Annotated in this window: 14 protein-coding genes; 5 read left to right on the top strand and 9 right to left on the bottom strand. The window is 35.2% G+C overall.

All coding sequences use genetic code 11. The annotated features are described in order from the left end of the window. Positions 1–6 precede the first annotated feature (6 nt). The 7 genes from GV828_RS11815 to GV828_RS11785 all read right to left on the bottom strand — a co-directional run bounded on the left by GV828_RS11815 (position 7) and on the right by GV828_RS11785 (position 6,544). Complete coding sequence (locus GV828_RS11815; protein WP_166537705.1) at positions 7–351, bottom strand: Hpt domain-containing protein; 345 nt, start codon at positions 349–351, stop codon at positions 7–9. Further along, positions 351–962 carry a fumarylacetoacetate hydrolase family protein gene (locus GV828_RS11810; RefSeq protein WP_166537704.1) on the bottom strand — a complete coding sequence of 204 codons (612 nt, stop codon included), beginning with the start codon at positions 960–962 and terminating at the stop codon, positions 351–353. The genes GV828_RS11815 and GV828_RS11810 overlap by 1 nt, the downstream gene beginning before the upstream one ends. A 115-nt stretch (positions 963–1,077) precedes the next feature. Next, entirely contained in the window at positions 1,078–1,848 is a 771-nt protein-coding gene (locus GV828_RS11805) for a 3'-5' exonuclease (RefSeq protein WP_166537703.1), read from the bottom strand. Between the two features lie 92 nt (positions 1,849–1,940). Beyond that, a complete protein-coding gene (locus GV828_RS11800; protein WP_166537702.1) occupies positions 1,941–3,251 on the bottom strand; it encodes a DUF389 domain-containing protein in 1,311 nt (436 codons plus the stop codon). An 86-nt stretch (positions 3,252–3,337) separates the two neighbouring features. Continuing rightward, the gene (locus tag GV828_RS11795) at positions 3,338–4,651 is read right to left on the bottom strand and encodes a dihydrolipoamide acetyltransferase family protein (protein ID WP_166537701.1); all 1,314 of its coding nucleotides are present in this window, start codon (positions 4,649–4,651) and stop codon (positions 3,338–3,340) included. Between the two features lie 190 nt (positions 4,652–4,841). Then, positions 4,842–6,008, bottom strand: coding sequence for a glycosyltransferase family 2 protein (locus GV828_RS11790; RefSeq protein WP_166537700.1), 1,167 nt, complete (start codon positions 6,006–6,008; stop codon positions 4,842–4,844). Positions 6,009–6,079: 71 nt separating this feature from the next. Beyond that, positions 6,080–6,544 (bottom strand): DUF1801 domain-containing protein, encoded by a 465-nt coding sequence (locus tag GV828_RS11785; RefSeq protein WP_235935464.1) that lies wholly within the window; start codon positions 6,542–6,544, stop codon positions 6,080–6,082. Positions 6,545–6,827: 283 nt separating this feature from the next. Here GV828_RS11785 and udk point away from each other — a divergent pair, with 283 nt between their 5' ends. The 3 genes from udk (at position 6,828) to GV828_RS11770 (ending at position 9,366) form a co-directional block, all read left to right on the top strand. Further along, a complete protein-coding gene (gene udk, locus GV828_RS11780; RefSeq protein ID WP_166537699.1) occupies positions 6,828–7,436 on the top strand; it encodes a uridine kinase in 609 nt (202 codons plus the stop codon). Between the two features lie 12 nt (positions 7,437–7,448). After that, a complete protein-coding gene (locus GV828_RS11775; protein WP_235935463.1) occupies positions 7,449–7,802 on the top strand; it encodes an FtsB family cell division protein in 354 nt (117 codons plus the stop codon). A 187-nt stretch (positions 7,803–7,989) separates the two neighbouring features. Next, on the top strand, positions 7,990–9,366 hold the full coding sequence (locus GV828_RS11770) for a methylmalonyl-CoA mutase subunit beta (protein ID WP_166537698.1): 1,377 nt from the start codon (positions 7,990–7,992) through the stop codon (positions 9,364–9,366). Positions 9,367–9,368: 2 nt separating this feature from the next. Here GV828_RS11770 and meaB read toward each other — a convergent pair whose 3' ends face one another. Continuing rightward, entirely contained in the window at positions 9,369–10,457 is a 1,089-nt protein-coding gene (gene meaB, locus GV828_RS11765; RefSeq protein ID WP_166537697.1) for a methylmalonyl Co-A mutase-associated GTPase MeaB, read from the bottom strand. A 164-nt stretch (positions 10,458–10,621) separates the two neighbouring features. Between meaB and GV828_RS11760 the strand changes: the two genes are divergently transcribed. After that, positions 10,622–12,499 carry an ABC-F family ATP-binding cassette domain-containing protein gene (locus GV828_RS11760; protein WP_166537696.1) on the top strand — a complete coding sequence of 626 codons (1,878 nt, stop codon included), beginning with the start codon at positions 10,622–10,624 and terminating at the stop codon, positions 12,497–12,499. An 89-nt stretch (positions 12,500–12,588) separates the two neighbouring features. Continuing rightward, positions 12,589–13,446 (top strand): O-methyltransferase, encoded by an 858-nt coding sequence (locus tag GV828_RS11755; RefSeq protein WP_166537695.1) that lies wholly within the window; start codon positions 12,589–12,591, stop codon positions 13,444–13,446. Here GV828_RS11755 and GV828_RS11750 read toward each other — a convergent pair. Continuing rightward, a complete protein-coding gene (locus GV828_RS11750; RefSeq protein WP_235935462.1) occupies positions 13,443–13,694 on the bottom strand; it encodes a DUF7218 family protein in 252 nt (83 codons plus the stop codon). The two genes, GV828_RS11755 and GV828_RS11750, sit on opposite strands and share 4 nt — an antisense overlap. Positions 13,695–13,741 lie beyond the last annotated feature (47 nt).

Here is a 13,741-nt window from a genome sequence, read left to right as displayed (position 1 = left end):
ATCTATTTACAAATTAAAATCTTTACTTACTTCTTTCACGGCTTTTTCGATTCTATCTTCGAGAGATTTATAAGTGTCTTTAATTTCGCGTTTTTTTCCTTCACGTTTGGTCCAGGCTTCGATGCGTAACACTTCTTCGTAACCTTGTGTCATGCCAAGCAAATCTAACGTGGGCTTTATTTTATGAGCAAAACTGTAGGCTAATTTAAAGTCTTTTTCTTTAATCCCTTGCTTCACATTCTTTAAATCCGCAGGAACTTCACTCACAAATAAATCGATAATACTTTTTACGAAATCATCGTCATTTTCGGAAATTTCGTACACTTTTGAAAGGTTGTAATGAATTGCCATTATTTCACTTGTAATCTAAATAATTTTTTTCCGTTTAAAAATCCTTCAAGAACATCTTCGGCTTGAACGGCGGCAACGCCTTCCGGAGTTCCGGTAAAAATAATATCGCCTACTTTTAAAGTAAAATATTGTGAAACATATTCAATAATTTCGTCTATTTTAAAAAGCATATTTGCCGTATTGCCTTGCTGAACGGTTTTCCCGTTGGTGGTCAATTCAAATTTAATGTTTTCTAACGAATCTATCTCTGTTTTTGGCAAAAAATCACCCACAACTGCCGAACCGTCAAATGCTTTGGCTTTTTCCCAAGGCAATCCCTTGTCTTTTAATATTTTTTGCAAATCTCTGGCGGTAAAATCTATCCCTAAACCAATTTCGTCATAATATTTATGCGCGAATTTTCTGTCAATATACTTGCCTACTTTACTGATTTTAACCAAAACCTCCACTTCGTGGTGTACATCTTTACTGAAATCAGGTATGTAAAACGGAAAATTTTTCGGTAAAACTGCTGTATCTGGTTTTAGAAAAACAACTGGTTCAGAAGGTTTTTCGTTTTGTAGTTCCGTAATGTGTTCGGTATAATTTCTGCCGATGCAAATGATTTTCATTTAGAATTTATGATTGAAGATTTATGATTGAAGAACTAGACTTTGCCGTCTTATTTTTGCGGTTTTGTACTCGTCTTTAGTTTTTAATTCTATGTTCTATGTTCTTTCGTCTATCTTACCTTGTATTTAACTTTCTTAATTTTATTGCGGTTAACACTTTTTTGGTGTAGAGCGGAAAATCAGCGTTTTGAATCCAACCGAAATAACCTGGCTCATTTTCAAGGACTTTTTCTACTTTTGCTCCTTTATGTTTCCCAAAAGTAAAAATCTCATCATTATCTTTATCTAAAGCAATAAATCCAGCGAAATCAACTGTTTTTTTTCTAGTGGTGTATTCCGAAAGGGATTTTATTTCTTGTGGTAAATCGTCATATCTTTCCAGTTGAGCTTTTAAAATTTCGTAAGTGGCATTAGTGTCAGCCTCCGCAGAATGAGCATTTTCGAGACTCAAACCGCAATAAAATTTGTAAGCAGCACTTAATGTTCGTTCTTCTTTTTTGTGAAAAATAGTTTGAACATCTACCGAAACTCTGTTTTTCATATCAAAGTCTAAACCAGCTCTCAACATTTCTTCGGCTAAAAGGGGAATGTCAAAACGGTCAGAATTAAATCCGGCTAAATCCGAGTCTTTTATCATATTAAAAATAGTGTGAGCTAATTCTTTGAAAGTAGGTTCGTTGGCAACTTGTTCATTTGTAATCCCATGAACTGCGGTAGTTTCCGCTGGAATTGGTCTTTCTGGGTTTACTAAAAAAGTTCTACTTTCTTTATTCCCATTGGGAAAAACTTTTAATATTGAAATTTCAACAATTCTATCTTTAGAAATATCTGTTCCTGTGGTTTCTAAGTCGAAAAAGCAGATTGGCTTAGATAATTTTAGTTCCATTGTGTAGTTTTTGTATGGAAGGCAAAGATAAAAAACCTTTCACCTAAATGTTGTTATTTTACATTGAAAGGTTCTTAATTTTAAATTAAATTTTAATTGAAAAAAGTTTTGACGTTTTCTGATTCTAGTCTTTTTTCTAACCATTTTTGAATGCGAGACCTGCTTTCTGCTGAAATTCGGCGTTTATCGGTTTCCATAATCACAATTTTTATGGGAGCGGTTTTAGCACTATCTAAAAAAGTAATCGATTCGGAGTAACTGCAACTTTTTATTTCTGGAAAAATAGTTTTAATTTCGGCTAATAGCTTCCCTCCTATTTTTGGACGGGATTGAATACTGTCAACCCATTTTTGTTCTTGCTGCAATTGTAATGATAATCTATTGATTTCTGTTTTTAACTTGTCAATTTGGTTGACATTTTCTTTTCCATCGTTTAAAGAAAAACCTTGCCTAAAAATTAATTTTGCCTCCTGAAGTTCAAATGCAATAGCTCTTTTGACGATTTCTTGCTTGTCGGCTTTTTCTAAAACATTTCCGCCGTAAATTAAAGTAACGTTATTATTTCTGGCATCAATTTGGCTGTTTAACAAATAACTTCCTTTAAAAACGCTCACATCTGCAATTAGTTTAGTTGCTTTTTCAGTAAATCGTTCGGCTTTTACCAAAGCATATCCAAAATAAATACTTGGAATTACCGTAGCAGCAATGATTATTGAAATCCATCTTACCACATTTTTTTTCTGGCCATCTGCAACTAAATTGGTAATTGGAAATTTTAAGAATCTAGAAATTAATATAGAGGATATTCCTATAAAAACGGTGTTAATCGTAAATAAATAAAGTGCTCCTAAGAAAAAAGTGGGGTTTGCATTTGCCAATCCGAAACCCGCTGTACAAAGTGGTGGCATTAAAGCCGTAGCAATTGCCACACCAGGGATTACATTCCCTTTTTGGCGACTGCTGATGGCAACAATTCCCGCCAATCCACCGAATAATGCAATCAAAACATCGTAAATGGTAGGACTTGTTCTAGCCAATAATTCAGAATGGGCGGTCGAAAGCGGACTCATTAAAAAATAGAGTGTTGATGCTGATAAACTGGCCAAAACAGCAAAGGCAAAATTTTTGAGTGCTTTTCTAAATAGCGGAAAATTATAGGTAGCAATGCTGTAGCCCATCCCATTAATTGGTCCCATTAACGGCGAAATTAACATGGCTCCAATGATGACCGCGGTAGAATTCATGTTCAATCCGATGGATGCGATGAAAATGGCAAATACTAAAATCCAAAGATTAGTCCCTTTAAAAATAATATCCCTTTCAATATTTTCGTGGATCACATCGTAATCCACCATTTCTGATTGTAGATTGGTATATCTAAGAAACTTTCGCAGTAACGACATATTTTTTTTGTTTTAAAGATAATAAAATTTCAAAAAAAACTCCCGGAATTTCCAGGAGTTTCAATCGCTTCATCGACATATTAATTTTAGTAATCTCTATTGCTATCGAACGCCTCTAAATATTCTGCCACACGTTTTACAAAACTACCTCCTAAAGCACCATCTACCACTCGGTGATCATATGAATGGGATAGAAACATTTTTTGACGAATTCCGATAAAATCACCTTCTGGAGTTTCAATTACCGCAGGAACTTTTCTGATGGCTCCCAAAGCTAAAATTCCCACTTGAGGTTGGTTAATAATTGGAGTTCCAAAAACGCTTCCAAAAGTACCCACATTTGTAACAGTATAAGTTCCACCTTGTGTATCATCTGGTTTTAGCTTTCCGGCTTTAGCACGATTTCCAAGGTCGTTCACCGCTTTTGCCATTCCAACTAAATTCAGCTGGTCGGCATTTTTAATTACTGGAACAATCAGGTTTCCATTTGGCAATGCAGCCGCCATTCCTAAATTAATGTTTTTTCTTTTGATGATATTTTCGCCATCAACCGAAATATTCATTCCCGGGAAATCTTTCAATGCTTTTGCTACTGCTTCCATAAATATTGGCGTAAACGTTAACTTCTCACCTTCCCTTTTTTCAAACGCATTTTTAACTTTATCTCTCCATTTCACAATATTGGTAACATCAACTTCAATAAAAGATTGGACATGAGCAGAAGTTTGAACTGATTCTACCATGTATTTGGAAATCAGTTTACGCATTCTATCCATTTCCACAATTTCGTCGCCACCGTTTAGAGAAACTGGTGCAGAACTTTGAGCTTTAGGTGCAGGACTGGATTGCGGAATTGAAATGTTTGTTTCTGGTGTGGCACTTTCGCCTTTTGACTTTCGGCTTTCCACAAATTTCAAAATGTCATCTTTTGTAACTCTTCCGTCTTTTCCAGAACCCGAAATTGACTCTAATTCATCGACAGAAACGCCTTCTTCTCTGGCAATATTTTTTACCAAAGGAGAGAAAAATTTATCCGAAACTGAAAAATCTGTAACTACCGGAGTTGTCACAGTTTCTTTCACGGCTTCAATATTTTTTTCGATTGTTGCCGCAATCGATTCCTCTTTTGCTGAAGAACCGGCATCTACCACCACGCCACCTTCGATATCAATATAAGCAATGGTTTGTCCTACTTTTACAACATCATCAACATTAAAGAGAATTTCTGATAGTACACCGGAAACTTCCGAAGGAACCTCAGAATCTACTTTATCTGTCGCAATTTCTAAAACGGCTTCATCAGCTTGAATAGAATCGCCCACTTTTTTTAACCAATTGGTAATAGTTGCTTCTGCAACGCTTTCTCCCATTTTTGGAAGTTTCAACTCAAATTTTGCCATATTGATAACCTGATGGTGAATTTTTATTTTTATTGTGTAAAATTAATATTAATTTCGATGTTACACTACGAATTATATAATTTTTAGATGAATTGTTTTTATTTAAATTTAAAACACAAATTTAAAATAATTTTAAGCCAAATAGAAATTATGACCTAATAAGTTACTGATAAATTGGTATCCTCTATTGTCATTTGTAAAATTTTATGATATTGCCTTTGCTTTCACTGTGATTGCTTCCAATGATAAAATTTTGCCCGGAAAGTGCGATTTTAAAACTCACATTTAGATGTCGCCATTGTTCCATCAAAGTTATCATTTGCTTGAAAGAAAGATGACTTTCGTCAAATATTATTTCGGTTGGCATATCTCTCGAAAACGTTTGCGAAATTAAATCTTTTTCCGTACCGAAAGTGGCTAGTGTAACATTTTTTTTGAGCGTAATTGCTATTTTTTTTTGTAACTGCTGATTTTCAGATAACAAAATATATTGTGAAACATTTTTATTGTGGTTTTGATTGCCTTCTACTGTTTTCAATAAAGAAAAAGCAAAACTGCCAACTTTCATAAATGTTTTGAAAAAAACCGAAGGTTGAAAATGTTTTTGGTAAAACAAATTCATGCCTTCCTGAAAATGCCGTAAATATTTTTTATTGCGAGCCGTACTTTCTCCTTTATAATGAATCACGGTAGTTTCTGGAAAATAAAAATTATTTTTTTTTATTTTTAACACACTGTAACTCAAGTCAATATCTTCTCCATACATAAAATATTGTTCATCAAACCCGCCTATTTTTTCATAGGTTTCCTTTTCTAAAAACATAAACGCACCAACCAAAACATCCACTTTAGCCGTTTGATTCTCAGCAATTTGAGAAGCATAATATTGACCAAATTTTTTGTTCTTGGGAAAAAATTTATACAGCGAAAATATTTTAGCAAACGCAGTAAATGGCGTGGGAATGCCACGTTTGGATTCAGGTAAAAATTTTCCGGATCCATCGATAAGTTTGCAACCTATGACTCCTAGTTCCTGTTGATTGTTAGCAAATTGTATTAATTTTATAAAAGTATCTTCGGCAACAACAGTATCTGGATTTAAGATGCAAATGTATTTTCCGGAAGCTTGCTGAACTCCTATGTTGTTACCTTTTGGAAAACCGAAATTTTCTTTATTTTCGATAAGCTTAACTTCTGGGAAATGTTCCCGAACCATTTGGCAACTGTCATCTGGCGAAAGATTATCAACCACTATAATTTCCGCATCAATGTTTTGAATCGCTTTTTGAACGCTAGATAAACATAACTGCAAAAAATATCGAACATTATAATTTAAGATAACGACAGAAAGCTGCATGCTACAAAGTTAGACGAATTTTGATAAATTTTTAGGCTTGATTGCTTGGTTAAATGTTGACTAACCAAGGGTTAATTTTCCGGATACAAAGTCTTGGTGTGAGCGATGCAGTTGCTCAGCATTTTTTTGAGAATTTCTATATTAATATCGGAGAGTTTTTTAATGTAAACACAGCCTTTGGTAGCTTTGTGTTTACCAAGTTGCGAAAGTAACATTTCTTTTTCGGGGAATTCTGGTAAAAGATATAATGCAAATGCATCTTTACGTGGAGAAAAAGCCACAAGTGGTGTATCACCTTCGTGTCCAGAATTATATTTATAATGGTAGCTGCCAAAGCCTATTATACTTGAGCCCCACATTTTTGGCGAAAAACCACTTACCTCATTAAATATTTTAATAAATTCGAGACTGTCATGGTATTTTTTTTCGCGCTCCGGAGCATTTAAAAAATCAGTAACTTCTACATCGGTTTCAATGGTTTTATTTTGTGCCATATTTTTTGATTTAGAGCGAAGGTACGAAAAAATAAAACTCATTTCTAGCGTAAATTTTTTGGCAACCTAAATTGCCAATTCAAAAGCTTTGTCTATCTATTATTATTTTTTTTTCAATCGCGGGTTGCGTGAGGGATTGAGCCATTGTTTGAGCTCGTTTTTAGGGTGGAACGAAGTGGAACCGAAAAAACAGCGAGTGGCGAAAGCCCGACCCGAAGGGACACGCCCATGAAATATAGAAAATATGGATTTAGTTAAAAAAAACGAAAAGCGCTCCCGGAAAAATTTCTATTTTTGCCAAAAGAATTTATTATAACACAACTTTATGCTCATTATTGGAATTGCCGGAGGTACCGGAAGTGGAAAAACTACTGTGGTTCAGCAAATTATGAATGAACTTCCGCAAACTGAAGTCGGGATTATTTCGCAAGACTCTTATTACCGCGAGAACCACAACTTGTCTTTTGACGAACGCGCTTTGATTAATTTTGACCATCCTCGGGCTATAGATTTTGAACTTTTGGCACAACATCTTAAAGATTTAAAGGCCGGAAAAACCATTGATCAGCCGGTTTATTCTTTCGTTACTCACAATAGAACTGATGATACGGTTTTGACACATCCGCGAAAAGTGATGATTGTAGAAGGCATTTTAATTTTGGCAAATCCGGAACTTCGGGAAATGTTTGACATTAAAATTTATGTTCAAGCAGATTCGGACGAACGCCTCATTCGCCGCTTGAAACGTGACATTGCCGAACGTGGCCGTGATATGCAAGAAGTTTTAAACCGTTACCAAAATACGTTAAAACCCATGCACGAACAATTTATCGAGCCTACAAAAGCTTTTGCCGACATCGTGATTCCTAACGATAAATACAATACGGTTGCCATAGATGTGGTTAGAGCTGTAATTAACCAACGTATTTTGTAAAACCGCTTCGCCATGAAAAAATTGTTCAAAAAATCGACCGAAAAAAAAACTTCTTGGCTCAAAATTATCTCTAACCGATACGTGCTCGTGACGGTTTTTTTTGTGATTTGGATGATTTTTTTAGACAACTATTCTTTTGTGGACCAAAAAATTCTCAATAAAGAATTAAAGGAACTTGAAGACAACAAAAAATATTATCAAGACGAAATTAAAAGCGACCAGCAGAAAATAAAATTGCTCAAAAACCCTGATCAAATCGAGAAATACGCCCGAGAAAAATATTATATGAAACGCGACAGCGAAGACATTTACATCATTGAATTTGATGAAGATTTACCGCCGGACGAAGAAAGTAAAACGCTTTAATTTTTTATTTCTGGAGCAATACTTCCGGCATTTTTTTAAATTTGGGTTCCCGCTTTCCGCTACAATCTTTCATCAATTGCCCCGGATTTCAATCCGGGCAATTAATAAAAGGATTTCCGCTACAATCGGGGCTAAAGGAAAACATCAGGCATTTTTTAATCGCAAGTAAAACGAAAACGTAATTAAAATGGAAAACCAATTATTCAACGAATTTAGTCACGTTTCTTCCAAACAATGGAAACAACAAATTCAGTACGAATTAAAAGGAGCAGATTATAACGACACCTTGGTTTGGGAAAGCCCGGAAGGCATCAAAGTAAAACCATTTTACCACAAAGACGAATTTGAAAACCCGCAGAACATTGCCACAAATTCTGAAGTTTTTATAATTACGCAAAACATTTTTGTTTTCGATCTCGAAAAATCTGTTTCACGAGCCCTGGAAACCCTCAACCGTGGAGCCGAAAGTCTTCGGTTTACCATCACAGATGAAAATCTAGATATTCACAAACTGCTTGAAAAATTACCTTTAGAAAACATTACGATATTTTTTAAATTGCAATTTCTATCAGTAAATTTTGTCCAAAAAATAAATGCAATTGCTCAAAATAACAACGCAAAATTTTTTGTGCAACTCGATCCAATCAACCAATTAGCAAAAGACGGAAACTGGTTTGACAATCTCAATCCCGATTTTGACGCCTTGAATACCATTGCGGTTTCCTGCCAAAATATTTCTTTTTTAAATATTGATGGAACACTTTACCAAAACGCGGGAGCCAATATGATACAGCAAATAGCATATATTTTAGCTCACGTTACAGAATATTTTAATAAAGTGGCAACCATCTCAAAACCAATTGTTTTAGAAGTAGCCGTGGGTTCTAATTATTTTTTCGAAATAGCTAAAATTCGGGCAATCAAACAACTTTTTAAATTAATTGCTTCAGAATTTGACCACCATTTGCCTTGCTATATTTTGGCAACTCCTACCAAGAGAAATAAGACGTTGTACGATTATAATGTAAATATGCTTCGCACCACAACTGAATGTATGAGTGCTATTTTAGGTGGCGCAAATGCCGTAAGTAATTTGGCGTATGATGTTTTGTACCACAAAGAAAATGAATTTGGCGACAGAATTTCACGAAATCAATTGTTGATATTAAAACACGAAAGTTATTTTGATAAGGTTTCAAATCCTGCTGACGGAAGTTATTACATCGAAAATTTAACGAAACAATTGGCAGAAAAAGCGCTGGTTTTATTTAAAGAAATTGAATCAAATGATGGTTTCATTACCCAATTGATTGAAGGAAATATTCAGAAAAAAATACAGGAAAGCGCTAAAAAAGAACAAGATTTGTTTGATTCAGGAAATGAAGTTTTGTTAGGAACGAATAAATTTCCAAACAAAAATGATAGAATGGCACACGATCTAGAGCTTTTTCCTTTTGTAAAAATAAAGCCTAGAAAAACTTTAATCACACCTATTATAGAAAAACGTCTCGCCGAAAAAATGGAACAAGAGCGTTTAGCCCAAGAAAAATTGGGTACTGAATAAATTTATTTTTTAAAATATTTTTCAAGTAATTCATTAGCTGCTACAAACGGGGAAATTTCATTTTTCTGAACAGCAAGTAGTTTTGTTGCTAACAAACTTTTAATTTCCGGATGGTTGAAAAAGTTATTTTTTAATTGTTCGTTTATTGTTTCTAGCAACCAAAATTGATTTTGTTCTTGTCGTTTTTGAGCGAAATAACCATTCGATTTTGTAAGCGAAACATACTCGAAAATAAGTTGCTCTACCTCATCAATTCCGTCTTTGGTTAAAGAACTTGCTGTAACTACTTTAGGTTGCCATCCCGAATTTTTTGCCGGAAAAAGATGCAACGCCCTATTAAATTCAGTTTTGGCTAATTTTGCTTTTTTAATATTATCGCCATCGGTTTTATTAATCACAATCGCATCTGCCATTTCCATAATGCCTCGTTTGATACCTTGTAATTCATCGCCAGCTCCTGAAATTTTGAGTAAAAGAAAAAAATCAACCATACTTTGAACGGTGGTTTCACTTTGTCCCACGCCAACGGTTTCAATAATAATCGTGTCAAATCCGCAAGCTTCGCAAAGAATAATTGTTTCACGGGTTTTTCTCGCCACTCCTCCTAAAGTTTCGCCAGATGCTGACGGACGTATATATGCATTTTCGTCTTTCACTAATTCTTCCATCCGGGTTTTATCTCCTAAAATACTTCCGTGAGAAACAGTGCTACTTGGGTCAACTGCTAAAACCGCAACTTTTTTTCCTTTTTGAGTCAAATGTTTTCCGAAAGTTTCGATAAAAGTGCTTTTTCCAACTCCAGGAACTCCAGTAATTCCAATTCTTACAGCGTTATTAGAATATGGCAAACAAGCGTTTATAATTTTTTCGGCTTTTTCTATATGCCGAAAATTGGTACTTTCTACCAAAGTAATCGCCCGAGACAAAGCGATTTTGTTCCCCGATAAAACACCTTCAATCAACTCATCTACAGAAGGTTGCTTTTTTCGAGAGTCAATAATTTTTGCCACCGAATTTTTTCCCACAATTTCTGGCGGATTAATTCCTGCTTTTTCACTTAAAGCCGATTGATGATGTGTTTTTTTTGCCAATGTGCAATTCTTTGAACAGTAAAATTAATGAAGAAGTTACAAAGTAACAAAGATGTAATGTGCAAAATCAATAATTTACATAATGACTTAAAAACGTTACTTTTGCACAAAAGTTATGGTCGAGCAACTCATAACTCTTAATTTATAACTCATAACTCAATTAAGTGAATTATTTATCAGTAGAAAATATATCGAAATCGTTTGGCGAGAGAACGCTTTTTAAGGACATTTCGTTTGGAATCAATAAGGATCAGAAGATTGCATTTATCGCCAAGAATGGTTCGGGGAAAACTTCGATTATGCGTATCATTAACGGCGAAGATGAACCGGATTCGGGACAAGTGGTGGTGCGGAAAGAGATTAAAATGGCGTTTTTGTCGCAGGACAATAATTTGCAGGAAGAGTTGACGATTGAGGAAAGTATTTTTGCGAGTGATAATGAGACACTAAAGGTGATTCAGGAGTATGAAAAAGCATTGGAAAATCCTGATCCCGAAGCTTCGGGAGCGGAGGCTTACCAAAGAGCTTTTGACCGAATGGACCAACATAATGCTTGGGATTTTGAGACGCAGTTCAAGCAGATTTTGTTTAAATTGAAGCTGGAAGATTTTAAATTGAAGGTTAAAAATCTTTCGGGTGGACAGAAGAAAAGGCTTTCGTTGGCGATTATTTTGATTAACCGACCGGACCTTTTGATTTTGGATGAACCTACGAATCACTTGGATTTGGAGATGATTGAATGGCTGGAAAGTTATTTTGCAAAGGAAAATATTACGTTGTTTATGGTAACGCACGACCGTTTCTTTTTGGAGCGTGTTTGCAACGAAATCATTGAACTCGACAACGGAAAATTATACCAATATAAAGGAAACTATTCGTATTATTTAGAGAAAAAAGAGGAGCGAATTGCTTCGGAAAATTCAAGTATTGACAAGGCCCAAAACTTGTTCAAGAAAGAACTGGAATGGATGAGAAGACAGCCGAAAGCGAGAACGACCAAATCGAAATCGCGTCAGGATGATTTTTATGTGATCAAGGAAAAAGCCGAGAGCCGACGAAAAGAAAATGTTGTGGAACTGGAGATCAATATGGAGCGAATGGGTAGCAAAATCATTGAACTTCATAAAATCTCGAAGAAGTTTGACGATAAGGTGATTTTGGATAATTTCAGTTTTGATTTTCAGCGTGGCGAACGTATCGGGATTATCGGGAAAAACGGAACGGGGAAATCTTCGTTTTTGAATTTGCTGACGGGAACTATTCCGTTGGATTCGGGGAAAGTAGTTGTTGGTGAGACGATTAAGATTGGATATTATACCCAAAGCGGTATCAATCCGAAACCGGGACAGCGTGTAATTGAGGTAATAAAGGAGTTTGGCGAATTTATTCCATTGGCAAAAGGCAGAATAATTTCGGCTTCACAATTGTTGGAGCGTTTCCTTTTTGACAGCAAAAAACAATATGATTATGTAGAGAAATTGAGTGGTGGGGAGTTGAAACGACTGTATTTGTGTACGGTTTTGATTCAGAATCCGAATTTCTTGATTTTGGATGAGCCAACCAATGATTTGGACATCGTGACGTTAAATGTTTTGGAGAGTTTTCTTTTAGATTATCCAGGATGTTTGTTGGTGGTTTCACACGATCGCTATTTTATGGACAAAATTGTGGATCATTTATTTGTGTTTCGAGGCGAAGGTGTGATTGAGAATTTCCCTGGGAATTATTCGGATTTTAGAGCGTATGAAGACAGTATCCCCCCAACCCCCAAAGCGGGAGGAGTTGAAGAAACACCGAAAACAAATTGGAAACAGCAGAATGTTTCGGCAGGATTGTCATTCAACGAACAGAAAGAATTTCAGAAAATTGAGCGTGAGATTAAGGATTTAGAAATTGAAAAAGCCAAGATTGAAGCGTTATTTTCGGAAGGAAAAGTTGCTGATGGAGAGATTGAGAAACGAGCAAACGAATTGCAAAAAGTGATTGAAACTTTGGAGGCAAAAGAAGAACGCTGGTTTGAATTGAGTGCGAAAATGGAGTAGTCAGACCCCTACTCAAAAAAGGGGAAATTTCTCAGATTGTGGTAGATATTTTTATCATTTAATCTGTGGAATAAAAAAAACAATAAATATTGCAACACATCATAAAATCATACCTAAAATTCCTTTGGAAATCAACGAATGCTCACGGAGTACATTCGCCATTTGTATTTGATTTGGTCAGGAAATGTTTTTATGACAAGACAAATTATCCTGAATATAAAGTTTTGGATGATTATCGAAATTCTCTTCTACAAAATAAAAACACAATAGAAGTTACTGATTTTGGTGCGGGTTCAAGGGTTTTTAAATCAAATGTTCGGGCGATAAATAAGGTTGCCGAAAACGCAGGGATTTCTCCGAAAGATGCACAACTTTTATTTAGAGTTGTACATTATTTCCAGCCCGAAAAAATTTTAGAAATCGGGACTTCTTTGGGTTTGGCGACTTCTGCTTTAGCACAAAATAATGTCGCAGAAATCACCACTTTAGAAGGTTGTCCGAATACAATGGCAATTGCAAAAAATCAATTGCAACTTCAATTCCCAACGTTTGAGAATAAAATCAATTTTGTAGTAACTGAATTTGAAAGTCATCTGCAAACTTATCCCGAAGTATCGGGACTTAAACCTCAAACCTTAAACCTTATTTACTTGGACGGCAATCACTCCAAAGAAGCAACTTTGAATTATTTTGAATTATTGTTGCCAACTATTTCCAATGAAACCGTTTGGATTTTCGATGATATTCATTGGTCCAAAGGAATGGAAGAAGCTTGGGAAATCATAAAAAAACACCCCAAAGTAACGGTCACAATCGACACCTTTCAATGGGGTTTTGTTTTTTTTAGAAAAGAACAAGTGAAGGAAGATTTTATCATTCGAACTTCAAAATCGTTCTTTTTAGACCAAATTTTAGGAATCAAAAACCTTTGGGGTTTACTTCATTAGTTATTTCGCAAGGCTTTAATTAATTCGGATTTACTCATTTTAGACCGTCCTTCAATTCCCACTTTTTTAGCTTGAGTGTAAAGTTCTTCCTTCGTTTGGTTTTCGTATTTATCAGCTTTGCCCCCACGTTTTTCGGCTCCTTTGCTGTTGGCAATTCTCGCAGACTTTTCTTTGCTATAGCCTTTCTCGCGCAAGGCTTGGTATTGGTCCTTGTCTTTAACTTGTGGTATCATTTCATTTTTTGGCATAACATATTTTTTAAAATTTATAAAAAAGAAATGGCTGTTATAGAACT

Origin of the sequence: Flavobacterium ichthyis (assembly GCF_009915155.1) — a bacterium.
Classification (GTDB): domain Bacteria; phylum Bacteroidota; class Bacteroidia; order Flavobacteriales; family Flavobacteriaceae; genus Flavobacterium; species Flavobacterium ichthyis.
This window is presented reverse-complemented; position numbering and strand designations above follow the sequence as displayed.

Bases quoted from the DNA above. Each gene is read 5' to 3' on its own strand.
- GV828_RS11815 (WP_166537705.1), bottom strand. From the start codon at position 351: ATGGCAATTCATTACAACCTTTCAAAAGTGTACGAAATTTCCGAAAAT.
- GV828_RS11810 (WP_166537704.1), bottom strand. From the start codon at position 962: ATGAAAATCATTTGCATCGGCAGAAATTATACCGAACACATTACGGAA.
- GV828_RS11805 (WP_166537703.1), bottom strand. From the start codon at position 1,848: ATGGAACTAAAATTATCTAAGCCAATCTGCTTTTTCGACTTAGAAACC.
- GV828_RS11800 (WP_166537702.1), bottom strand. From the start codon at position 3,251: ATGTCGTTACTGCGAAAGTTTCTTAGATATACCAATCTACAATCAGAA.
- GV828_RS11795 (WP_166537701.1), bottom strand. From the start codon at position 4,651: ATGGCAAAATTTGAGTTGAAACTTCCAAAAATGGGAGAAAGCGTTGCA.
- GV828_RS11790 (WP_166537700.1), bottom strand. From the start codon at position 6,008: ATGCAGCTTTCTGTCGTTATCTTAAATTATAATGTTCGATATTTTTTG.
- GV828_RS11785 (WP_235935464.1), bottom strand. From the start codon at position 6,544: ATGAGTTTTATTTTTTCGTACCTTCGCTCTAAATCAAAAAATATGGCA.
- udk (WP_166537699.1), top strand. From the start codon at position 6,828: ATGCTCATTATTGGAATTGCCGGAGGTACCGGAAGTGGAAAAACTACT.
- GV828_RS11775 (WP_235935463.1), top strand. From the start codon at position 7,449: ATGAAAAAATTGTTCAAAAAATCGACCGAAAAAAAAACTTCTTGGCTC.
- GV828_RS11770 (WP_166537698.1), top strand. From the start codon at position 7,990: ATGGAAAACCAATTATTCAACGAATTTAGTCACGTTTCTTCCAAACAA.
- GV828_RS11750 (WP_235935462.1), bottom strand. From the start codon at position 13,694: ATGCCAAAAAATGAAATGATACCACAAGTTAAAGACAAGGACCAATAC.